This window comes from Clostridium sp. Cult2, assembly GCF_021655075.1.
Taxonomy (GTDB): domain Bacteria; phylum Bacillota; class Clostridia; order Tissierellales; family Tepidimicrobiaceae; genus Schnuerera.
The window spans coordinates 1-22,352 of record NZ_PPXX01000082.1; the positions used below are offsets into that span (position 1 = coordinate 1).

General features: G+C 31.5%; 25 protein-coding genes and 1 other annotated feature. All 25 genes read left to right on the forward strand.

Features of this window, described 5'->3' with window-relative positions; translation table 11 throughout:
* Window positions 1-160 precede the first annotated feature (160 nt).
* Window positions 161-413: a binding site (T-box leader), on the forward strand.
* A 44-nt stretch (window positions 414-457) separates the two neighbouring features.
* The 25 genes from asnA (at window position 458) to hemZ (ending at window position 22,270) form a co-directional block, all read left to right on the forward strand.
* Window positions 458-1,435, forward strand: coding sequence for an aspartate--ammonia ligase (gene asnA, locus C3E90_RS08450; protein WP_236915201.1), 978 nt, complete (start codon window positions 458-460; stop codon window positions 1,433-1,435).
* A 46-nt stretch (window positions 1,436-1,481) separates the two neighbouring features.
* On the forward strand, window positions 1,482-1,904 hold the full coding sequence (locus tag C3E90_RS08455) for an endolytic transglycosylase MltG (RefSeq protein ID WP_236915202.1): 423 nt from the start codon (window positions 1,482-1,484) through the stop codon (window positions 1,902-1,904).
* Window positions 1,905-2,136: 232 nt separating this feature from the next.
* A complete protein-coding gene (locus C3E90_RS08460; RefSeq protein WP_236915203.1) occupies window positions 2,137-2,868 on the forward strand; it encodes a hypothetical protein in 732 nt (243 codons plus the stop codon).
* Window positions 2,869-2,895: 27 nt separating this feature from the next.
* Window positions 2,896-3,516 (forward strand): CBS domain-containing protein, encoded by a 621-nt coding sequence (locus C3E90_RS08465; RefSeq protein ID WP_236915204.1) that lies wholly within the window; start codon window positions 2,896-2,898, stop codon window positions 3,514-3,516.
* A gap of 78 nt (window positions 3,517-3,594) precedes the next feature.
* A complete protein-coding gene (locus tag C3E90_RS08470; RefSeq protein WP_236915205.1) occupies window positions 3,595-4,167 on the forward strand; it encodes a BofC C-terminal domain-containing protein in 573 nt (190 codons plus the stop codon).
* A gap of 87 nt (window positions 4,168-4,254) precedes the next feature.
* Window positions 4,255-4,749, forward strand: coding sequence for a crossover junction endodeoxyribonuclease RuvC (gene ruvC / locus C3E90_RS08475; RefSeq protein WP_236915206.1), 495 nt, complete (start codon window positions 4,255-4,257; stop codon window positions 4,747-4,749).
* 15 nt (window positions 4,750-4,764) lie between these two features.
* Window positions 4,765-5,346, forward strand: a complete 582-nt coding sequence (gene ruvA, locus C3E90_RS08480; RefSeq protein WP_236915207.1) for a Holliday junction branch migration protein RuvA — start codon at window positions 4,765-4,767, stop codon at window positions 5,344-5,346.
* A gap of 28 nt (window positions 5,347-5,374) precedes the next feature.
* Window positions 5,375-6,376, forward strand: a complete 1,002-nt coding sequence (ruvB, locus tag C3E90_RS08485; protein WP_236915224.1) for a Holliday junction branch migration DNA helicase RuvB — start codon at window positions 5,375-5,377, stop codon at window positions 6,374-6,376.
* A gap of 10 nt (window positions 6,377-6,386) precedes the next feature.
* Window positions 6,387-6,596, forward strand: a complete 210-nt coding sequence (locus tag C3E90_RS08490; protein ID WP_236915208.1) for a DUF2905 domain-containing protein — start codon at window positions 6,387-6,389, stop codon at window positions 6,594-6,596.
* A 13-nt stretch (window positions 6,597-6,609) separates the two neighbouring features.
* Window positions 6,610-7,968 (forward strand): SpoIID/LytB domain-containing protein, encoded by a 1,359-nt coding sequence (locus tag C3E90_RS08495; protein WP_236915209.1) that lies wholly within the window; start codon window positions 6,610-6,612, stop codon window positions 7,966-7,968.
* 14 nt (window positions 7,969-7,982) lie between these two features.
* Window positions 7,983-9,008, forward strand: a complete 1,026-nt coding sequence (queA, locus tag C3E90_RS08500) for a tRNA preQ1(34) S-adenosylmethionine ribosyltransferase-isomerase QueA (RefSeq protein ID WP_236915210.1) — start codon at window positions 7,983-7,985, stop codon at window positions 9,006-9,008.
* Between the two features lie 13 nt (window positions 9,009-9,021).
* A complete protein-coding gene (gene tgt / locus C3E90_RS08505; protein ID WP_236915211.1) occupies window positions 9,022-10,140 on the forward strand; it encodes a tRNA guanosine(34) transglycosylase Tgt in 1,119 nt (372 codons plus the stop codon).
* Between the two features lie 70 nt (window positions 10,141-10,210).
* Entirely contained in the window at window positions 10,211-10,534 is a 324-nt protein-coding gene (yajC, locus tag C3E90_RS08510; RefSeq protein WP_236915212.1) for a preprotein translocase subunit YajC, read from the forward strand.
* Window positions 10,535-10,664: 130 nt separating this feature from the next.
* On the forward strand, window positions 10,665-11,042 hold the full coding sequence (locus tag C3E90_RS08515; protein ID WP_236915213.1) for a TIGR04086 family membrane protein: 378 nt from the start codon (window positions 10,665-10,667) through the stop codon (window positions 11,040-11,042).
* A gap of 67 nt (window positions 11,043-11,109) precedes the next feature.
* Window positions 11,110-11,250: a six-cysteine ranthipeptide SCIFF gene (scfA, locus tag C3E90_RS08520; RefSeq protein WP_236915214.1), complete on the forward strand. Its 141-nt coding sequence runs from the start codon at window positions 11,110-11,112 to the stop codon at window positions 11,248-11,250.
* 68 nt (window positions 11,251-11,318) lie between these two features.
* The gene (gene scfB, locus C3E90_RS08525; RefSeq protein WP_236915215.1) at window positions 11,319-12,680 is read left to right on the forward strand and encodes a thioether cross-link-forming SCIFF peptide maturase; all 1,362 of its coding nucleotides are present in this window, start codon (window positions 11,319-11,321) and stop codon (window positions 12,678-12,680) included.
* 42 nt (window positions 12,681-12,722) lie between these two features.
* Window positions 12,723-13,985, forward strand: coding sequence for a protein translocase subunit SecD (gene secD / locus C3E90_RS08530; protein WP_236915216.1), 1,263 nt, complete (start codon window positions 12,723-12,725; stop codon window positions 13,983-13,985).
* An 11-nt stretch (window positions 13,986-13,996) separates the two neighbouring features.
* A complete protein-coding gene (gene secF, locus C3E90_RS08535) occupies window positions 13,997-14,869 on the forward strand; it encodes a protein translocase subunit SecF (protein WP_236915217.1) in 873 nt (290 codons plus the stop codon).
* 95 nt (window positions 14,870-14,964) lie between these two features.
* Entirely contained in the window at window positions 14,965-15,333 is a 369-nt protein-coding gene (locus tag C3E90_RS08540; protein ID WP_236915218.1) for a LapA family protein, read from the forward strand.
* Window positions 15,334-15,370: 37 nt separating this feature from the next.
* On the forward strand, window positions 15,371-17,143 hold the full coding sequence (gene recJ / locus C3E90_RS08545) for a single-stranded-DNA-specific exonuclease RecJ (protein WP_236915225.1): 1,773 nt from the start codon (window positions 15,371-15,373) through the stop codon (window positions 17,141-17,143).
* Between the two features lie 144 nt (window positions 17,144-17,287).
* Complete coding sequence (locus C3E90_RS08550; protein ID WP_236915219.1) at window positions 17,288-19,453, forward strand: RelA/SpoT family protein; 2,166 nt, start codon at window positions 17,288-17,290, stop codon at window positions 19,451-19,453.
* 16 nt (window positions 19,454-19,469) lie between these two features.
* Window positions 19,470-19,919, forward strand: coding sequence for a D-aminoacyl-tRNA deacylase (gene dtd, locus C3E90_RS08555; RefSeq protein WP_236915220.1), 450 nt, complete (start codon window positions 19,470-19,472; stop codon window positions 19,917-19,919).
* A gap of 11 nt (window positions 19,920-19,930) precedes the next feature.
* On the forward strand, window positions 19,931-20,551 hold the full coding sequence (locus C3E90_RS08560) for an MBL fold metallo-hydrolase (protein ID WP_236915221.1): 621 nt from the start codon (window positions 19,931-19,933) through the stop codon (window positions 20,549-20,551).
* Window positions 20,552-20,603: 52 nt separating this feature from the next.
* Entirely contained in the window at window positions 20,604-20,774 is a 171-nt protein-coding gene (locus C3E90_RS08565; RefSeq protein WP_236915222.1) for a hypothetical protein, read from the forward strand.
* 11 nt (window positions 20,775-20,785) lie between these two features.
* Complete coding sequence (gene hemZ, locus C3E90_RS08570; RefSeq protein ID WP_236915223.1) at window positions 20,786-22,270, forward strand: coproporphyrinogen dehydrogenase HemZ; 1,485 nt, start codon at window positions 20,786-20,788, stop codon at window positions 22,268-22,270.
* The last annotated feature ends 82 nt before the right edge of the window (window positions 22,271-22,352 follow it).

Sequence of the window (22,352 nt, forward strand, 5' to 3'; positions counted from 1 at the left end):
GTTATTTCTTTTTGAGTCATATTAAATATCTCCTCTCTCATATATGACATTTTATCAGAATGAATTTAATATGACATTATCATAGAATAATCATATAAAAAAGAATAAATCTATTGACATGAATTAGAAAATAGAATATAATCAATTATTAATATATGGAATACAAGCAAAGAAGGGAAGAGTAGTCATTAAGGAAGTTACAGAGAGTTGGTACTAGGTGGAAATCCAGCATGGAATTAATGATGAAGAACATCCTCAAGCTTCTAACTGAAATTTGTTTATGGCAAAGAGTAGGCTTAGACGGGTATAGTCCGTTATATATACTATACAGTATCGATTTGTTCTGTACTGGTTTGAGCTGAGCCTTTTGCTAATTAAGGTGGTACCGCGGAAGAATACCTTTCGTCCTTTTAGGATGGAAGGTTTTTTTATTTGGATAAATAAAGGAGGAAATGAAATGAGGAAACTTAATGTTAAAGGAACTCAAATTGGAATAAAAATTATTAAGGATTTTTTCGAAAGGGAATTAGCTAAAAAATTGAATTTAATAAGGGTATCTGCTCCTCTCTTCGTCAGACCAGAATCAGGTCTAAATGATAATTTAAGTGGTGTGGAGAAGGCAGTATCTTTCAATATGAGAAAATATAATGAAGAGATAGAAATAGTTCAATCCTTAGCAAAATGGAAGAGGATGGCATTAAAAAGATATGGTTTTAAAATTGGGGAAGGCATATATGCGGATATGGATGCAATAAGACCAGATGAAATATTAGACAATATCCATTCAATCTATGTGGACCAATGGGATTGGGAAAAGGTCATATCTAAGGAAGATAGGAATGAAGAATACCTAAAGAAAACAGTTGAAGCCATATACCAAGTATTTAAAAGAACTGAGAAAAAAATCAATAGCATATATCCTTTTTTGGAAAATAAATTACCCGAAAGGATTAAATTTATTACGACTCAAGAATTAGAGGATAAATATCCAGATAAAAGTCCAAAGGATAGAGAGCATTTGATTTGTAAGGAGCATAAAGCTGTGTTTTTAATGCAAATTGGAGGGAAGCTGAAATCTGGAAATCCTCATGATGGAAGGTCTCCTGATTATGATGACTGGGAATTAAATGGTGATATTTTGTTTTGGAACCCTGTATTAGGAGAAGCTCTAGAGTTATCCAGTATGGGTATTAGGGTAGATGAAAAATCCTTAGAAGAACAATTGAAAATTGCTGGGGCAGAGGAAAGAAAGAAACTAACCTATCACAAAATGCTATTAGAGGGCAAACTACCCCTTACTATAGGTGGAGGAATTGGTCAGTCAAGAATATGTATGTATTTTCTAGAGAAGAAGCATATTGGTGAAGTTCAAGCATCCATATGGACTGATAATATAATTGAAGAATGTGAAATGGAAGATATATTTTTACTTTAATATAAAATTGATGTAAAATAGAATAAAAGGAATAAGGAGTATGAGGATGTTTAATAGATATAGATTACCATTTTTATTATTAGGAATAGGAATAGGTATTATATTCACAAGTATTCTTTACACTCTAAATCCTAATTATATATATAAAGAGTATACAGAGGAAGAAATAGCAGCAAAGGCTACAGATTTAGGTATGGTTTTTTTAAAAGAAAATATCAATACTACTCCAAGGAAAGATAGTGTTTTAGAGGAACAAGAGGAAATTGAATTTGTTGTAGAAAAGGGAGATACATTGGGGATGATATCCAAGGGCTTAGAAGAAGCAGGTATAATTGATGATGCAGAACAATTTCACAAATTTGCTAAAGATAAAGGAGCAGAGGGAAAGCTTAGAGTAGGAACCTATATATTTTCTAGTGATTTAGATTATGATACAATATTATCCATATTGACGGAATCAATAAATTAAAAATTGGTACTAAAGTATGTATAATTGCTTAAGGATAGCATTGATCGCATATCAATGCTTTTTTTCTTCTAGATTTTTTGTGGTTTCTCCTTTTTTATTATATTGTCGAAGAAAACAAAACAATAAAGGCAGTTTTTGTAGTATAATATAATATACTGTCGGGCGAAAAAAATATAAATAATTGGTTTAATACTCCAAAATGTGGAAACAATTGCTAAGGGGAGGGATGAATTTGGTTTTAGCAAAGGCTAATCTTTGGCAAATCTATGATGGTTTACGATATAATTTTCTTTATAATGGCGACATAAACTCAATACATATCCTCCTGAATTTATATGATTTGGAAACCAAGATGACTAATATTTCCCCAAAGTACATATGTACAAAGGAAATAAGGAAGAGAGTAAGAAGGCTTTTGTTTCCTAGGAAAGATAGACAACTTATCTCTAATAATATTGCTATGTTAATCCATGAAGATATCGATAGGTTGGAATTGACTTTGTATTTAGAAGGATATAAAAAGGGTTATTATAGCAATAAATGGGTAAATATACTTGAGGATAAAACCATTGAAAATATTCCCATAGAAGAATTATATGGGAAAAATTATCTATTCCATTATAATATATCCTTAGAGGAGATAAAGAAATTAAAAAGGGATTTTTGGGAAGATATAGATAGAGTAAATGAGGAAACCAATTATTTAGATAATTTTATTCATACTTATTGTGAAAAAGTTATTAAGGGAAAGATATATAATTTAAATATGTTTATTGATAAACAGCTTAAAATAGAATACAATTTAAATAAACCCAATATAGGAGAAGAAGCTTTACTATCGGCAAAAGAACTCCATAGTCTGCATAAACTGATAGTAAAAATCATAAGGAAGAATACTATTAATATGTATAAAGAAGCTAGTTGGTTCGGTGTAAATGATAGGGTTCTTAATAGGTATTTATAAAATAAAAAATAAATGGGGGGTATTTAAATGTATGTCAAGAATCATATGCTACCAAAGGATAAGCTGACAACTTTGGAATTAGGTGAGAGTATTGGTTCTGCTTTGGAAAAAATAAACCAAGGGGATTTTTTATCTCTACCTGTTTTAGACGGAAATCAATTTAAAGGCTATTTGATGAAAGAAGTTATTTTTAGAAATTATTTTGAAACAAATGGTAGTGATAGGGATGAGTATTTGAAGAATACCAAAGTTGAAGATTTATATAGTACAAATTATAAATCTATCAATGAAAATGAATATGTAGAGAATGCTTCCTATCTTCTAAAGGAATGGAGAACTCCTTTTCTACCAGTATTTGATATTAGGAATAATTTTGTTGGTATACTAACTCATAACTCAATTTTCAATGCTTTTTCTGAAATATTCGGTTTGGAGAAAGGGACTAGATTGGTTGTAGATATGCTGGATATTCCTGGACAATTGGCAAAGTTAGCAGAAGTTATTAGGAAAGAGAATGTTAATATAATAAATTTTGCTGCAGTAGATGCAAAGATTTTAGATGTATATAGAGTAATAATCCGTGTTAATACAAAGGATGTAACTAAACTAGTAGAAAAAATCAAAAAAGCCGGGTTTAAAGTAGGATAAATTTCTAAATAGTATAAAATGTATAAAATATTATAAAATGGGAAAAATATCCCTTTAGATAGTACTGGAGGGATATTTATGAAAAAGCAAAATGCAATCCTAATATTTTTCTTTTGTGCAACCCTTTTCTTTGTTAGTTTTATCTATGGCTATAAGATGATGAGCCCAAATAACAACAAGGAACCTTTAATAATAAGTGATGACCCTTTGGATTTAGAAATAATAAAGGAAGATGAAAGGATTTCACCTAATGTTTATATAGAGAAGAAAACTTATTACAAAACCTGTAATCATAATATAACAAAGTTAAATGAATTAGATAATCAAATAGTCAATATGACGGAAAATCAATATAGGGACTATATGGAGGAAAATTTCCCAAATGTAAAAATAATATCCTTTTCCATTAATCGGATAGTTTTAAGAGAGGAAAGGAATCATATTTGCCCAAACCATTACATAATTGGTGAATCGGAAGGAAAGATTGCAATTTATGGAATTGATGAAGATGGAGAAAAAGTTTTAGATAGGGTCTTTAAAGATTATCCTATATCCCTTTTAAAAAAAATAGACCAAGAAAAATTAATAGAAGGAATTAGGGTAGATAGTGAAGAAGAACTATCGGATGTATTAGAGAATTTTATCAGCTAAAAACTAAGTTAGAATTCTAACTTAGTTTTTTTATTAAAATATGATAATATAATATATATTATGGTTTTAATTTGAAAGGTGAGATTTATGATTATACTCGGTATTGACCCAGGATTAGCTATAGTAGGGTTTGGAGTTATTGAATATAAAGGAAATAGGTATAGGGTATTGGATTATGGAACTATTAGGACTGGTTCTAAAAATTCATTTCCTGAAAGGTTAAAAATAATATATGATAATCTTACAATGTTAATTGATAAATATAATCCAGAGGATTTTGCTATAGAGGAGTTATTTTTCAATAAAAACGTAAAAACTGCAATTCAAGTGGGACAAGCTAGAGGAGTTCAGATACTTTCTGCAATCAATAAAGGGCTAGAAGTCTATGAATATACTCCATTACAGATAAAACAATCTGTTGTTGGCTATGGAAGGGCAGACAAAAAACAGGTACAGGAAATGGTGAAACTATTATTAAATTTAAAGGAGATACCAAAACCTGATGATGCAGCGGATGCTTTGGCAGTAGCTATATGTCATAGTAGCTGCTTAAATTTTAAAGATATGTTTATAATGAAATAATAAAGGGTGATATTTTTGTATGATTACATAACTGGTAAGGTTGTAGGTGTTAAGGAAGATTATATTGTTGTAGATAATAATGGTATAGGTTATAGGATATACACTTCTAAGAATTCATTAATGGATTTAAAGGTTGATGATAAAACTATTATGTATATCTATTTTAATCTTAGGGAGGATGGTATATTCCTATATGGTTTTACTACTGAAGAAGAGCTGAATATGTTTAATCTACTATTATTAGTCTCTAAGGTAGGGCCTAAGGTGGGGTTAAATATTTTATCTACTTTAACGGTAAATCAAATTAAATTGGCTATTTTGAAGAATGATTCCAACATTCTATGTAATGCACCAGGGGTAGGCAAAAAAACAGCTTCAAGAATTATATTGGAATTAAAGGATAGAATTGATAAAGAGGATATAATAGACGAAGAACCTATAATAAAGGACAATAACGAGGTGGAAATAGCTATAAATGGTATAATGTCTTTAGGGTATTCTAGAAATGAAGTACTTAAAGTCATTAAAAAAATGGATACCAGTAATATGGTTACGGAGGATATAATAAGAGAAGTTTTAAAAAGGCTTTCAAAATAATGAGGTGAGGTATTGATTTATGAATAATATGGATGAAAGAATAGTTTCCGGTTCTGTCCAGGTAGAGGATAGAGAAAACGAAATGAATTTAAGACCTAAATGGCTGGAAGAATATATTGGTCAAGAGAAGGTTAAGGAGAAATTGAGGATATTTATTCAAGCAGCTAAGGAAAGGAAGGAACCTTTAGACCATGTACTTCTTTATGGACCTCCAGGACTAGGAAAGACTACTTTAGCAAATATTATTGCCAATGAGATGGGGGTTAGTGCAAGGATTACATCAGGACCAGCTATTGAGAGACCTGGGGATTTGGCCAGTATATTGACCAATTTAGGCGAAGAAGATGTATTGTTTATTGACGAAATACACAGGCTAAATAGAACGGTGGAGGAAATACTCTATCCTGCTATGGAGGACTATGCTTTAGACATTATCATTGGTAAAGGTCCTAGTGCTAGGTCTGTAAGGTTGGATTTATCTAAATTCACATTAATTGGTGCTACTACTAGGGCGGGTTTACTTACTTCTCCTTTAAGGGATAGATTTGGAGTAATGTTAAATTTGGATTTATATGATGATTATAGTTTGCAAAGAATAGTTAAACGCTCCTCCAATATATTAAATATTAAAATTGATGATGAAGGAGCAATGGAAATTGCAAAAAGGTCTAGGGGCACCCCTAGGATTGCCAATAGGCTTTTAAAAAGGGTGAGGGACTATGCTCAGGTAATGGAGGATGGTGTTATCACTTGGGAGGTTGCCAAAAAAGGTTTAGAGATGCTAGAAATTGATAGACTTGGATTAGATGAAATAGATAGGAAGATTCTATTGACCATGATAGAAAACTTTAAAGGTGGACCTGTTGGACTAGATACCTTATCAGCTGCTACTGGTGAGGAAAGGACTACCATCGAGGATGTTTATGAACCCTATCTATTGCAAATTGGTTTTCTCAATAGAACACCAAGAGGAAGAACTGTTTCTAAAAAGGTTTATAATCACTTTAGAATACCTTATAATGAAGAGTAGGAGTGATATTATGGCACCCTTTGGTAGGATATTTTTAACTATAGGTATAGTGTTGGTTGTTATTGGCGTTGTTTTTATGGTGGGAGAAAAATTTGGATTGGGGAAATTGCCTGGAGATATTTTTATTCAAAAGGGAAATTTTACTTTTTTCTTTCCCATTGTATCCAGTATAATTATTAGTATAATATTGACTCTATTGTTGAATTTATTCAAAAGATAAGGGGGACAATAAGATGAGAAGAATTTTTGTTCTTATGATATTGATGATAATGATTTTTGGATTCATATTTCCAAATCATTATATTTATGCTAATCCGTTGGAAAATAATTTTTTAAGGATTAGACTGACAAGCCCTATAAAATCCAGTGAAGTTGTCAATCTACATAGTGAAGAAGGCTTTTTTATATATAGTAGAGATAATTTAATGGAGTATATAGAATCCATTGAAGTGGATAATATTAAAGTTACTATAAAGGAAGAGGGAGAAATTTACATATTAGATATAGATGACAATTTATTATTCTCCTATAACCATGAAGATGATTTAATTATATCTTCTAAGGATGAATATGATAAAAATATTAAAGTAGAGGATAAGACCTATAGGGATTATATGAGTTTTAAAATAGTAAATGGTAATTTAATCCTCATTAATTATGTAGATATAGACAACTATCTATATGGAGTAGTCCCTAGAGAAATGCCAACTTCCTTCGAAATGGAGGCATTGAAAGCTCAAGCTATAGCTGCAAGAACCTATGCTTTAAAGAATATTAACAAACATAATAATGAAGGTTATGACCTTTGTGATACCACCCATTGTCAGGTTTATGGAGGTATGGATGGTGAACAAGAAAAAACCAATAGAGCTGTAGATGAAACTAAAGGAATGATTATTACTTATAATGGAGATGTTATTGATGCTTTATACCATGCTAATAGTGGAGGCCTTACAGAAGGTTCCTTAGAAGCTTGGGGTAATAATCATCCTTATTTAATCTCAGTTGATGATAGATACTCTATGGATGCTCCCAACAGTAATTGGAGTTTACAATTAACAGCTGAAGAGATTAGCAGTAGCCTTAAGAATAATGGTATGAATATTGGGGATGTAATAGATATAGAAATAATCGAAACTTCTTCAAATGGACGGGTAACCCAATTGAAAATAATTGGTACTTTAGGTGAAAAGGTTTTAATGAATAGCCAAATTAGGTTAATATTTGGTACCACCGAACTTAAGAGTACTTGGTTTACCATTCAGAAAGGGGATAGTGGAGGAGTTGTTACCAGTTTCTATGCAATAGATGGTAATAGCGATAAACCTAAATTAATCCATATGAATTCTGTTCATGTAATAGACGGCAGTTTTAAGCCAAGTTCTACTAGAGGATTAACCAGTAGATTTATTAATAGGGATAGAGCTGTAGATATATCAGATAATAGCAGCTTTATTATTGAAGGAAAAGGTTATGGCCACGGTGTAGGGATGAGCCAGTGGGGTGCTCAGAGAATGGCAGAATCAGGATATTCTTATGAAGATATATTGAAACATTACTATAATGGAGTAGAAATAACAATAACAGAATAGTAGAGGATGGTCTAATGAAAACAGAAGATTTTTACTATGATTTACCAGAGGAATTAATTGCCCAACATCCCATAAAGGATAGGAAAGAATCCAAGTTACTCCTTTTGGATAAAGGGACTGGCAAAATAGAGGATAGAATATTTAAAGATATTATTAACTATTTAAACCCAGGAGATTGTCTAGTATTAAATGATACCAAAGTAATACCTGCTAGACTATTTGGTGGGAGAGAGGGAAAAGATGAAAAGATTGAATTCTTATTGCTTAGAAGAATTGAAAAGGATATATGGGAAACCCTTGTAAGGCCAGGGAAAAAAGTCAAACCCTCCAATAGGATAGTCTTTGGAAATGGCTTATTAATGGCTGATGTTTTGGATATTGAAAAGGATGGAACTAGAAAGGTCAAATTTTCTTATAATGGAATATTTGAAGAGATACTGGATGAATTAGGAGAAATGCCTTTACCACCCTATATTAAAGAGAAACTGGAAGATAAGGAAAGATACCAGACGGTTTACTCAAAATATGAGGGTTCAGCTGCAGCTCCTACTGCAGGTTTACATTTTACTAAGGATTTATTGAATGAGATAGAGGGAAAAGGGGTTAATATAGCCTATTTGACCCTTCATGTTGGTTTAGGCACCTTTAGGCCAGTGAAGGTGGAGAATATCGAAGAACATCATATGCATTCAGAATACTATGAGGTTTCAAAAGAGGCAGCTGAAATGATAAATAGGGCTAAAAAGAGTGGGGGAAGGATAATAGCAGTAGGAACTACTACTACTAGGACTTTAGAATCCATTGCCAGTAAAGAAGGAGAAGTATTACCTCAGAAGGGTTGGACGGATATTTTTATTTATCCTGGATATGATTTTAAAATTATTGATGGACTTATAACCAATTTCCACTTACCTGAGTCCACCTTGTTGATGTTGGTAAGCGCTTTGGCTGGAAAAGATAATATATTTATGGCATATAGACATGCTATAGATAATAGGTATAGATTTTTTAGCTTTGGAGATGCAATGTTTATTAAGTAATTAGGAGGTTAGAATGGCAGCAGAATTTAAATTAATAAAGGAATCAAAGGACAGTTTAGCAAGATTAGGGGAATTAAAGACTCCCCATGGAACTATAGAAACTCCAATTTTTATGCCTGTTGGTACTAAGGCAACAGTAAAGACAATGACTCCTGAAGAAGTAAGGGATTTAGGAGCACAGATAATATTGAGCAATACTTATCATCTTTATTTAAGACCTGGCCATGAGCTTATAGAAGAAGCAGGTGGATTGCATAAATTTATGAATTGGAATGGACCAATTTTAACGGATAGTGGTGGTTTTCAGGTATTTAGTCTAGGTGATTTACGAAGGATTACTGAAGAAGGCGTAGAGTTTAGGTCCCATATAGATGGCTCTACCCATTTTATAAGCCCAGAAAAATCCATAGAGATACAAAATTCCCTAGGTTCTGATATAATGATGGCTTTTGACGAATGTACTCCCTATCCAGCATCTTATGAGTATACAAAAAAATCTATGGAAAGGACCACAAGATGGGCAAAAAGATGTAAAGATTATCATAAGGACTGGGAAAAGCAAGCTTTATTTGGTATAATACAAGGTGGGATGTATAAGGATTTAAGGGAAAAAAGTGTTGAAGATACTATTAAGATAGGTTTTCCTGGATATGCTATAGGTGGATTAAGTGTAGGAGAACCTAAAGATTTGATGTGTGAAATGCTAGATTTTATTACACCTCTTTTACCTAAAGAAAAGCCTAGGTATCTAATGGGAGTAGGAACTCCTGATTATTTGTTTGAGGCGGTAATTAGGGGAATTGATATGGCAGACTGTGTATTGCCAACTAGGATTGCAAGAAATGGTGCAGTTATGACTAGCCAAGGAAGGTTGACCATTAGAAATGCTAAGTATTCTAAAGACTTTACAAAATTAGATCCTGAATGTGATTGTTATACTTGTACTAATTATTCAAGAGCCTATATTAGACATCTATTCAATGTAAATGAAATATTAGGTGCAAGACTTGCTACAATCCATAATCTATACTTCCTCATAAAACTAATGGAGAATATACGTAAAGCCATTAAAGAAGATAGATTATTAGAATATAGAGAAGAATTTTATAAAAAATATGGATATATTAATTAAATAAAGAAGGGTTTTTGATTTTTTTGTTGAATACTAATAAAGAGAATAAAGATGAAAAGGAGGATGTTTTATGGCAGCAGCAAATGCAGGAGGAGCAGGAGGAGCAAGTTTAGGAGGTTTTATTATCCCTATAGCTTTTTTGGTTATTTTTTATGTTTTTGCAATTAGACCTCAAAAGAAAAGGGAAAAACAAATTAGGGAAATGAGAGAAAGTCTTAGAGTTGGGGATGAAGTCATTACCATTGGCGGCATCTATGGAAAAATTGTTAAATTAAAAGATGATATGGTAACCATAGAGGTAGGTGCCAATAAGACTAAAATGGATTTGACTAGATGGGCCATAGGCTCAACTGTAAACAAGCAAGAAGTAAAAGAAAATGGCGAAGAAAAATAATAGAAAAGCTTCCTTTTTTTAAGGAAGTTTTTTATTTAATTTTAATTCAATATTTTTGATAAACTATTGTCTATTAGTAATAAATTCCACCTTATTTTAATAAGTTTAAAGTAATAAGGGAGGTGGAGTTATGAAGGAGAAATCCTTAGACAGAGGGATTTATATTTTAAAAAGTCTGGCTATTTCTTTTGTTTTAACTTTAATCTTAGTGTTAATAGTGTCTACATTACTTACCTATACATCGCTTAAAGAGTCAAAAATACCTTTGCTGAATACGATGATTATGATCTTTAGCATTACCATTGGAAGCATCTACATGGCTATTAAGGTGGAAGAGAATGGATGGCTAAATGGAGGGATAATAGGAGGGTTATACTTTATTATATTGATATTATTGAACTATCTATTTATCAAGCCCTTCATGCTGGATATATATTCCATTAGCAAATTTTTCATAGCCTTGACAACTGGAATTATTGGTGGCATTATAGGGGTGAACATAAAATAAACTTTAATTAATTATATTTTTATGATATAATCATTTAAGTATTAGGCTGCATAAAGGAGGGTTTTGAATGAAGTATATTAAGACTATATCTAAGAGTAATTTAAGGGATACTTTGGTAAAAGGCGGTTGTGGAGAATGTCAAACTTCTTGTCAATCAGCCTGTAAGACCTCATGTACGGTAGGAAACCAAAAATGCGAGAATAGATAAACTATAAAGGCAGTGGTTTTAACCACTCCTTTTTAATTTAAAAGGAATTGATGTTTAGGAGGATTATCATGGCCAACAGTGAAAGAATTCATAAATTTATTTTAAATGATAAAAATATTGTATTGGATATTAATAGTGGTGCAGTTCATTTAGTTGATTATATGGTCTATAATATATTGGATTATTATGAGAAAAATACTTTAGATGAAATTATTGAAATATTAAAAGAGAAATATGATGAGGAAGCCATATCTGAAGCCTATAAAGAAATCCAGATACTGGAAGAAGAGGGGATGCTCTATTCTGAGGAACCCAATATAATGAATATTAAGTATAATGAGGACAATGTAATAAAAGCCCTATGCTTACATGTAGCCCATGATTGTAATTTAAGATGTAATTACTGTTTTGCTTCTCAAGGGGATTTTAAAGGGGACAGGTCTTTAATGAATCTAAATGTAGGGAAAAGAGCATTGGAATTTTTAATAGAAAATTCCGGGAATAGGAGAAATTTAGAGGTGGACTTCTTTGGTGGAGAACCATTGATGAATTTTGATTTAGTGAAGGAGCTTGTTTACTATGGTAGACAACTGGAGAAGGATAATAATAAACATTTTAGATTTACTATAACAACCAACGGAGTACTATTAGATGAGGACAAAATAGATTTTATAAATGAGCATATGGATAATGTGGTGTTAAGTTTAGATGGTAGAAAAGAGATAAACGATAATATGAGACAAACTGTATCTGGTAAGGGAAGTTATGATATTATATTGCCTAAATTCAAGAATATGGTCAATAAAAGAGGGGACAAGGACTATTATATTAGAGGAACCTTTACTAGTTATAATTTAGATTTTTCAAAAGATGCACTAGATTTCTATAATAATGGTTTTAAAAAAATATCCATAGAACCTGTGGTTACAACACCAGATATGGATTATGCTCTAGGGGAAGAACATATAGAAACTGTCCTAAAGGAATATGAAGAATTTTCAAAGGAGTATATTGAAATCAAAAAGAAGGACAAGGATTTTCTTTTTTTCCATTTTATGATAGATTTAAATCAAGGTCCTTGTTTGGTAAAACGGGCTGTAGGCTGTGGAGCAGGGTCCGAGTATATGGCTGTAACTCCAGATGGGGATTTATATCCTTGCCATCAATTTGTTGGTGATGAGAGGTTTAAATTAGGTGATGTATTTAATGGGGTTAAGAATATGGGACTTAGGAAAGAATTTAGGAGAGCCAATGTTTTCAATAAAGAGGAATGTAGCCATTGTTGGGCTAGATTCTATTGTAGTGGTGGTTGTCATGCTAACGCTTATAATACCAATAATGATATAATGAAACCCTATAAAATTGGTTGTGAAATGGAGAAGAAGAGAATAGAATGTGCAATTTCCATTTTAGCGAATTTACAGGAATAGAATAAAGTTTAATACCTAATTTTGGCATGGGAGGTAATGGTAATGAATATGAAAAAAGCCCTACTTTTTATACTAATTATTGCTATAGTAGGTTTGGCTTCTTATACTGCATTATACGGTATAGAAATTGGGAAGATGAAGGTTACAAAAGCAAAGGATTCCATTGATTTAGGCTTAGATTTAGCTGGCGGTGTATATGTTATCTTGGAGGCTGATACGGATTTACAGGGAGCAGAACTCCAAAAAGCTATGGACCAAACCATTATGGTTATAAATAAGAGAGTAGATGGTTTGGGAGTAGCAGAACCTAGCATTGTAAAGGAAAGCAATAAGAGAATTCGGGTGGAATTGGCAGGTATTGATAATCCTCAGGAAGCTATAGATATTATTGGTAAGACCGCCCAATTACAATTTATAGATCCAAAGGGAAATGAAGTTTTAACGGGAAAGAATGTTAAAAACTCAGAAGCTAGGTACCAGCAAACTGAATTTGGAGATAAACCAGTAGTAGCTTTAGAGTTTGACAAAGAGGGTTCGAAGAAATTTGCTGATGCAACTACAGAATTGGCAGGTAAGGAAAATGTAGGAGAAAGAATCATCTATATAATGTTAGATGGGGAGATAATATCCGCTCCTGAAGTAGGAGAACCTATTAAGGATGGTAGAGGCGTTATTTCAGGTGAATTCACCATAGAAGAAGCTAATAATCTAGCAAATTTAATTAGAGCTGGTGCTCTCCCTGTGGAGATGAAGGCGTTACAATCAAGGATTATTGGTCCTACTCTAGGATTAGAGGCTTTTGAAAGAAGTATTAAAGCAGGTGGTATTGCAATATTGTTCATATTTATATTCATGTTAATATTGTATAGAGTACCTGGATTGGTAGCTGATATTGGACTTACTATTTATGTTTTGATTGTAATTTATGCTATGAAATTTTTAGGTGTAAAATTAACTTTGCCAGGTATTGCAGGACTTATACTGTCTATTGGTATGGCAGTAGATGCTAATGTATTGATATTTGAAAGGATAAAAGAAGAGATAAAGAATGGGAAATCCATTAGAGCTTCAATTGACCATGGATTTAAGAGAGCTTTAACTTCTGTTTTAGACTCCAATATAACTACTTTGATAGCAGGTTTTGTTCTATATTATTTTGGAATAGGACCTATTAAAGGATTTGGAGTTACATTGATATTAGGGATTATTGCATCTATGATAACATCAGTATTTATTACTAAATATTTGTTGAAATTAACAGTTGAAATTTCAAATACTAAGAATACAAAATTGTATGGGGTCTAAGGGGTGAGAATATGAATATAATCGGTAATAGAAAGATATTTTATGGTATCTCTTTAGCTATTATTATAGTAGGATTGATTATGATAGTAACCAAGGGACTTAATTATGGAATAGATTTTACAGGCGGTACCTCTATCCAGATTAAAATTGGGAAGATGGTAACCGTTGATGAAATAAGAGAGATTATGAATGAATACGATAAAAATGCAAGTATTGTCCATGTAGGAAATAATAAGGATGAAATCATAATTAAAAGTAACAAGGATTTCGATAATGCTGAAATCAATGAAATTATTGATAGATTTACGGAAAAATTCCATATGGAAAAAAAGGAATTTCAATCGGAAAAATTTGTGGCTACTATGGGGGATGAGATAAAGAAAAAGGCTTTATTATCCTCTTTTATTGCTGCTGTGGGAATGTTAGTATATATAACCTGGAGATTTGAATTAAAATTCGCTATAGCTGCAATTATTGCTTTGATTCATGATGTATTAATAACTCTATCAATTTATGCCATATTTGGAATACCAGCAAATAATGCTTTTATTGCTGCGATTTTGACTATTCTTGGATATTCCATCAATGACACTATAGTCATTTTTGATAGAATTAGAGAGGAAACAAAGTTAAATCCAAGGCATAGCCTTGAAGATTTAATTAACGATAGTGTAAAGAAATCATTGACAAGGACAATAAATACATCTATAACCACTTTAGCTGCTGTAGCAATTCTATATATAGTTGGAGTTGAAGATGTAAAGGTACTGGCTTTGCCTTTAATCTTTGGTATTATTTCTGGAACCTATTCATCTTTATTTATTGCAAGCCCAATATGGTACGCTCTTAAAAAAAGAGAAAGCTTTAAAACTAAAAAAGCATAAAACTGCCATCCTGGCAGTTTTATGTATTTTATTCTTTATTTATGGGTAAAAATCCTGTAATATAGAATTAAATATATTGATGAGGAGGGTCATCTATGGAAAAGGGATTTATTTTTTCATTGATATTTGCAGCAATAGTAGCTGTATTTGCTCTAAAAAATGGGGACAGGGTATTGATTGACTTTCTATTTGCAGAAGTAGAAATTTCCCAAGCTATTGTAATATTTGCTTCTGCAATTTTGGGAGCTGTTACCGTGTCTATTTTAACTACTATGAAACATATTAAATTTAAAAAAGAGATTAAGGAATTAAACAAAAAAATCAAAGGTATTATAGAAGAAAAAGATGATTTAAATCTATTATTGGAAGAGAAAGAAAAAGAAATCAAGGCATTAAAAGAAAAAACTATTGATGATAATACATATGTAGATGAAAGTGAAGAAGAATTAGACAGTGGGGATTAATTCTCTGCATAAACGACAGAAAAATTGGAGTGAATTCATTTTGGAAAGATGGTTTTTAAGGAATGTAAAAGTGGATTTAGATTTTATCTCAAAAAAATTAGGAATAAGTAAATTATTAGCTAAAATAATAACCAACAGAAATATTAAAGATTTAAGATTGATAGATAGTTTTATATATCCAAGTTTAAAAAAACTTCATAATCCAAGGTTGATGAAGGATATAGAACTTGGAGTAAGCTTAGTGAAAAAAAGTATAATGGATGGTAAAAAGATAAGAATTTCTGGAGATTATGATCAGGATGGAAACTCAGCAATACTTACTCTATATAATGGAATTAAAAGATGTGGAGGAAATGTAGACTATGTTATACCCCATAGGGTTAGAGATGGATATGGCATAAATGAAAGAATTATTAGAGAGGCTAAAGAAGATGGAATACATCTAATAATAACTTGTGATAATGGAATATCTGCTTTTGATGCTATAAAACTAGCCAAGGACTTAGGAATAATAGTAGTTGTAACAGATCATCATGATGTAAGTTTTGTGGAAGGTGAAAAAGGGGAAAAAGAGTATGTGTTACCGGAAGCTGATGCTATAATTAACCCTAAAAGGCCTGATTGCAATTATCCTTTTAAAGCCTTATGCGGGGCAGGGGTAGCTTTTAAATTTATTCAAGTTCTTTATGAGGAGTTTGGTATAGATGTAGAAGAATCCTATGAACTACTAGAGTTTGTTGCCATGGGTACTGTTTGTGATGTGGTAGATTTAATAGATGAAAATAGGATAATAGTAAAGGAAGGCCTTAAAAGAATAAATAATACCCAAAACATTGGATTAAAAGCATTGATTAAAGCCACCGGTCTAGAAGGCAGAAAGATTAGTACCTATTCTTTAGGTTTTGTACTAGGTCCTAGTATAAATGCTTCTGGTAGACTAGACAGTGCAGAAATAGCTGTTGAAATGTTTTTAACTCAGGAGGCTGACTTAGCAAAACAATATGCGGAAGAACTATATAGATTAAATGAAGAAAGAAAAGGAATGACGGAAGAAGGTTTAAACAAGGTTATTGATCAAATAGAAACAGGAGATTTTATAGATCAAAAGGTATTGGTTTTGTATGAACCTGAGGCTCATGAGAGCATTGTAGGTATTATTGCTGGAAAGATAAAGGATATATATTATAGGCCTACCATTCTTCTTACTCAATCAAAGGATGAAAATAAAATAAAAGGTTCTGGAAGGTCTATAGAAGAGTATAATATGTTTGAAGAAATATCAAAATGTAAGGATTTATTAGTTGGGTTTGGCGGTCATCCTATGGCAGCTGGATTATCCTTAGATAAATCTAATTTAGATAATTTTAGAGAAAGACTCAACGGACAAGCGTCTTTAACAGGAGAAGATCTTTTACCAAAAGTATATATTGATGTCTATTTACCTATAGAATATATTAGTTTTAATCTAGTTGAAGAATTAAAGGCTTTAGAACCTTTTGGTAAAGGCAATCCAAAACCTTTATTTGCTGATAAAAACATTAGCATAAAAAGAGGTTTTATATTAGGTAAAAATCAAAATGTACTTAAATTATTACTACTAACAAAAAATGGCAATACTATAGATGGACTTTATTTTGGTAATATAGATGAGTTTGAAAATAAATTAACAGAAAAGTTTGGGAAAGATGAAATAGATAAGATGTATAAGGGTATAGATAATCAAATAAAAATGGATATTGTTTATACTCCTAATATTAATGAATATATGGGAAATAGAACTTTACAGGTTATTATTCAAAATTATCGGTAATCTATTTTTAAAAGAATTATGATGAAAAAACTTTAATTTTGATATATAATTGCTATAATATGTTTATATCGTTAAATTTATTGTAAATTAATTGAAAATTTAATCAATATTAGGCTTATAAATTTTGTGGAGCAGGTGAATGCTATGATTCATAACTTATTATCTAAAATTGAAGAATACAATCCCAATATAGATATGCAAAAAATAATCAAAGCTTATAATTTTGCAGAGTACTCTCATCAAGGTCAGCTAAGAAATTCTGGCGAAGTATACTTTGTTCATCCTTTTAATGTGGCTATGATATTAGCCGATTTAAACATGGATGGAACAACTATAGTTGCAGGTCTGCTTCATGATGTATTGGAAGATACCAGTGTGAACTATGAAACTTTATCTAAAGAATTTGGGGAAGAGGTAGCTAATTTAGTGGATGGAGTTACCAAATTAAAGAAATTGAAATACAAGACGAAACAGGAAAGTCAAGCAGAGAATTTAAGAAAAATGGTAATGGCTATGGCTAAGGATATAAGGGTGATAATAATTAAATTAGCTGATAGACTTCATAATATGAGAACTTTAGAATATATGAGTGAAGAAAAGAAAAAAGAAAAAGCATTGGAGACCTTAGAAATATATGCTCCATTAGCCCATAGGCTAGGAATGTCTAAGATAAAATGGGAATTGGAGGATTTATCTCTTAGGTATTTAGATCCAGAAGGTTATTACGATTTAGTCGATAAGGTATCTAAACGTAGAAAAGAAAGGGAAGCATATATCCAAAAGATTATAGATGAAATAAATGAAAGACTAGATGAAATGGATATTCCTAGGGATATTAGTGGTAGACCAAAGAGTTTTTATAGTATATATAAGAAGATGGTATATCAAAATAAAAGTTTTGAACAGATATTTGATTTAACTGCAATAAGGGTTATTGTAGATACCATAAAGGACTGTTATGGGGTTTTGGGTATAGTCCATACTATGTGGAAGCCTATTCCTGGTAGATTTAAAGATTATATAGCTATGCCTAAACCTAATATGTATCAATCTCTCCATACTACGGTAATTGGACCTGAGGGGGAGATATTTGAAGTACAGATTAGAACTTGGGATATGCACAGGACTGCTGAATATGGTATTGCAGCCCATTGGAAGTACAAGGAAGGAAATGTAAAAACGGATAACTTTGACGAAAAATTGACCTGGCTAAGACAATTATTAGAATGGCAAAAGGAATTAAAGGATCCAAAAGAATTTATGGAGACTTTAAAGATTGATATATTTACAGATGAAGTCTTTGTATTTACTCCTAGGGGTGATGTTATAAATTTGCCTAATGGTTCTACCCCTATAGATTTTGCTTATAGAGTCCATACAGACGTAGGAAATAAATGTGTTGGAGCTAAGGTAGATGGAAGGATTGTACCTTTGGACTATAAACTAAAAAATGGGAATATAGTTGAAATCCTTACATCAGCAAGTAGTAATGGCCCTAGTAGGGATTGGCTTAAAATTGTTAAAAGTAGTCAAGCTAAAAATAAAATTCGACAATGGTTTAAGCGAGAGGATAGGGATTTAAATATAATCAAAGGTAAGGAAATACTAGAGAGGGAAATAAAAAGGCAAGGATACAAAGTCACTGAAATACTGAAAGAGGATTGGTTAAAGAGTACTGCCAATAAATTGAGTTTAAACTCTTCAGATGATCTATATGCTGGATTAGGATATGGAAGTATAACTATATCTCAAGTCATGTCTAGGCTAAAGGAATTACACAGAAGTCACTATAAAATTGAAGATGAAAAGGCCTATGTGGAAAGTAAAATAAAAGAACAACCTACTACTAAGAAAGATAAAAAATTCACTCAAGGTATAAGCGTTAAAGGGGTAGATAATATTAAGGTTAGGTTCTCTAAATGTTGTAATCCAGTACCTGGTGATGAAATAATAGGTTATATTACAAGGGGTAGAGGAGTATCTATCCATAGAAAGGATTGCCCTAATATATCTTTTATAGATGGTAAGGAAAGATTTATAGATGTTTTTTGGGATACAGATGAGAAAGCTGAATATCCAGCTGAAATACAGATTAAAGCAACGGATAGACCAGGGCTCCTTACCGAAATTACCCAAAGGATTACCGATGGAGAGTTGTCTTTGTTGTCATTGAATGCTAGAACTAACAAAGAGAAGTTTGTTTTAATAAATATGATTTTAGAAATAAAGGATATCAATCAGTTGAAGGAATTGATGGTAAAGATTAAAAAGTTAAATGGGGTAATAGATGTATATAGAGTAACTAGTTAAGGAAAGGAAGATATAGATGAGAGCTGTAGTACAAAGAGTATCTGAAGCTAGTGTAAAAGTTGAAGGGAAAATAGTAGGAGAAATAGATAAAGGTTTACTTGTCCTTCTTGGTATAGGTGAAGAGGATAATGATAAGGATTTAGATTATATGGTAGAAAAAGTTTTAGGTTTGAGAATTTTTGAAGATGATAATGGAAAGATGAATCTATCCCTAATGGATATTGGTGGAGAAATTTTAATCATATCTCAGTTTACATTATATGGTGATGTTAGAAAAGGAAAAAGGCCTAGTTTTATTACTTCAGCTCATCCAGATATAGCTGAAAACATGTATAATGAGTTTGTTGAAAAATGCAAAGAAAAGGGTATAAAAACGGAGAAAGGCATTTTTGGAGCATATATGGATGTAGCTTTAAGAAACGATGGTCCTGTGACCATATTAATAGATAGTAAAAAACTTTTTTAGGAGGGATAATTTTGAAAGTTGTAAGGATACCAGCAGGGATTTATGCTGCTAATTGTTATTTAGTTGATTCAGAAGATAGTAAAGAAGCTATTGTAATTGACCCAGGTGGAGATGAAGATGATATTATAGCTCAAATAAAAAATTTAGGATTAGATGTTAAGTATATAGTCCTTACCCATGGTCATGGAGATCATATTGCTGGTGTCAAAGGAATAAAAGATTATACCAATGCACCATTGGCTATTCACAAAGATGATGAATATTTGTTAAAGGATGGGAGAAGCAATCTTTCAAGTATGATGGCAATGGGAACTGTGGAGACTTTAGCTGATATTTTGCTAGAAGATGGAGATGAGATTGAATTTGGGGATTTAATAGCTGAAATAATTCATACACCAGGACATACTCCTGGAGGTATAAGTATCAAGATAGGTGATAGTATTTTTACTGGGGATACTTTGTTTGCAGGTTCCATTGGTAGAACTGATTTTCCCAACAGTTCCTTTAAAGATATTATGAATTCTATAAAAGAACGAATAATAGTCTATCCTGATGACACAAAAGTATATCCAGGACATGGTCCATCATCGACGATAAAAAATGAGAAAGAATCTAATCCATTCATAAAGTGATAGAATTAGAAGCCATCTTTTAGGGAAAGATATACCCTAGGAGGTGGCTTAAATGAATAAGAAATCTAAGCTTATCCCCAAAGGAAAGGGAAAAGGTGTAGATTTACATGATATATATGATTTAATAGAGATGGGATTGGATAAAGAAGAAATATCAAAAGAATTTGGAATATCCAAAAAATATATAAAGAAGATGATTGAGGAATATTACCATGATTATTAAGGGGAGTAAATATGATTTATGTGAATTTAATAGGCCATGATATTAAATATGAAGTATATCAGTTGATAAAAGTTTTCTATTTCCATGAAGAAATAATTTTTATAGAGGATTTGGATGATTATAAGGAAGGTATTTTAATAATAAATAGATTAGATGATTTTAATGGAGAAATTAAATCTAGTACAAGGATTTATGAGGAGAATAATTTAATTTATGAAGGCTCTATTGATAATATAGAAAAAATTAAAGTGGAAAAATCCCATATTAAAAAGAAGATAAGGATTGGGATTAAACAAAATATATACGAAGGTTTAAATAGTTTATCTAGGATAAAAGCACCTTGGGGTATATTAACTGGCATTAGACCAGTTAAAATTGTTCACAGCCTTTTAGATGAGGGAATAGGAGATGAAGAAATTTTAAATATATTAGTTAAAGAATACAAACTATTTCATCAAAAGGCCAATCTAATATTAAATATAGGCAAGGAACAGAGAAAATATCTTTATCCTCTAGATGATAATAGGTTTAGTCTATATGTGAGCATTCCTTTCTGTCCTACAAGATGTCTATATTGTTCCTTTCCTTCTTTAAGTATAGGAAAGTATGGAGATTTTGTAGATATTTATGTAGACAAGCTAGTTTATGAAATCGATAGGATTGGTGAACTGATGAAGAATAAGACTATTTCTACTGTATATATAGGTGGTGGAACCCCTAGTGCCATTTCGTCAAAGGATTTAGAGAAAATAATTCATAGCATATATAATAACTTTGATAGAAAGGATATAGAAGAAATAACGGTAGAGGCTGGAAGACCAGATACTATCAATGTTGAAATGTTAAGGATGTTAAAAAGAAATGATATAGATAGGATTAGTATAAATCCCCAAACTATGAACGATAGTACATTAAAATTAATAGGAAGACAACATAGTAGCCAAGATATAATAAATACCTATTATGAGGCTCGTAACATAGGTTTTCATGTTATAAATATGGATTTAATAATTGGTCTTCCCTCTGAAGGTATAAAACAGGTAAGGACTACATTGGATAGTATAGAGGATTTGAATCCAGAAAACTTAACTGTTCATACATTATCCGTAAAGAAGGGTTCAAAATTCATAGGGACTATGAATCAATACCGTATAGAGAATCAAAATATAATAGAAGAAATGCTTAATGAAACCAAAGTTTTTGCAGAAAAGATGGACCTTAACCCCTATTATCTATATAGACAAAAGCAGATTGTGGGAAATTTTGAGAATATAGGGTATTCTAAAAAGGGAAAGGAATGTATCTATAATATAAAGATGATGGAGGAGAAGGAAACGGTAATTGGTGCAGGTATGGGAGCAGTATCTAAAATATTTTTCCCAAAGGAAGATAGAATAGAAAGGGTACCAAATGTTAAGTCCTTAAAAGAATATTTAAATAGGGTTGATGAGATGATAGAGAGAAAATCTTATATATTATCTGTCAATAGTCAGTGAAAATGTCATATAAAAGAACTTAATTTTATTCAATGAAAGTGTCATTTTTAGAATGAAAAACTATTGATGAGTATTGCATTTA

Excerpts from the sequence above, each read along its gene's own strand:
- scfB (WP_236915215.1), top strand. The coding sequence starts at position 11,319 with ATGGCCAACAGTGAAAGAATTCATAAATTTATTTTAAATGATAAAAAT.
- C3E90_RS08455 (WP_236915202.1), top strand. The coding sequence starts at position 1,482 with ATGTTTAATAGATATAGATTACCATTTTTATTATTAGGAATAGGAATA.
- secF (WP_236915217.1), top strand. The coding sequence starts at position 13,997 with ATGAATATAATCGGTAATAGAAAGATATTTTATGGTATCTCTTTAGCT.
- ruvB (WP_236915224.1), top strand. The coding sequence starts at position 5,375 with ATGGATGAAAGAATAGTTTCCGGTTCTGTCCAGGTAGAGGATAGAGAA.
- queA (WP_236915210.1), top strand. The coding sequence starts at position 7,983 with ATGAAAACAGAAGATTTTTACTATGATTTACCAGAGGAATTAATTGCC.
- C3E90_RS08515 (WP_236915213.1), top strand. The coding sequence starts at position 10,665 with ATGAAGGAGAAATCCTTAGACAGAGGGATTTATATTTTAAAAAGTCTG.
- ruvC (WP_236915206.1), top strand. The coding sequence starts at position 4,255 with ATGATTATACTCGGTATTGACCCAGGATTAGCTATAGTAGGGTTTGGA.
- C3E90_RS08565 (WP_236915222.1), top strand. The coding sequence starts at position 20,604 with ATGAATAAGAAATCTAAGCTTATCCCCAAAGGAAAGGGAAAAGGTGTA.
- secD (WP_236915216.1), top strand. The coding sequence starts at position 12,723 with ATGAATATGAAAAAAGCCCTACTTTTTATACTAATTATTGCTATAGTA.
- asnA (WP_236915201.1), top strand. The coding sequence starts at position 458 with ATGAGGAAACTTAATGTTAAAGGAACTCAAATTGGAATAAAAATTATT.
- C3E90_RS08540 (WP_236915218.1), top strand. The coding sequence starts at position 14,965 with ATGGAAAAGGGATTTATTTTTTCATTGATATTTGCAGCAATAGTAGCT.
- C3E90_RS08495 (WP_236915209.1), top strand. The coding sequence starts at position 6,610 with ATGAGAAGAATTTTTGTTCTTATGATATTGATGATAATGATTTTTGGA.
- tgt (WP_236915211.1), top strand. The coding sequence starts at position 9,022 with ATGGCAGCAGAATTTAAATTAATAAAGGAATCAAAGGACAGTTTAGCA.
- C3E90_RS08465 (WP_236915204.1), top strand. The coding sequence starts at position 2,896 with ATGTATGTCAAGAATCATATGCTACCAAAGGATAAGCTGACAACTTTG.
- dtd (WP_236915220.1), top strand. The coding sequence starts at position 19,470 with ATGAGAGCTGTAGTACAAAGAGTATCTGAAGCTAGTGTAAAAGTTGAA.
- C3E90_RS08490 (WP_236915208.1), top strand. The coding sequence starts at position 6,387 with ATGGCACCCTTTGGTAGGATATTTTTAACTATAGGTATAGTGTTGGTT.
- C3E90_RS08470 (WP_236915205.1), top strand. The coding sequence starts at position 3,595 with ATGAAAAAGCAAAATGCAATCCTAATATTTTTCTTTTGTGCAACCCTT.
- C3E90_RS08550 (WP_236915219.1), top strand. The coding sequence starts at position 17,288 with ATGATTCATAACTTATTATCTAAAATTGAAGAATACAATCCCAATATA.
- hemZ (WP_236915223.1), top strand. The coding sequence starts at position 20,786 with ATGATTTATGTGAATTTAATAGGCCATGATATTAAATATGAAGTATAT.
- scfA (WP_236915214.1), top strand. The coding sequence starts at position 11,110 with ATGAAGTATATTAAGACTATATCTAAGAGTAATTTAAGGGATACTTTG.
- yajC (WP_236915212.1), top strand. The coding sequence starts at position 10,211 with ATGGCAGCAGCAAATGCAGGAGGAGCAGGAGGAGCAAGTTTAGGAGGT.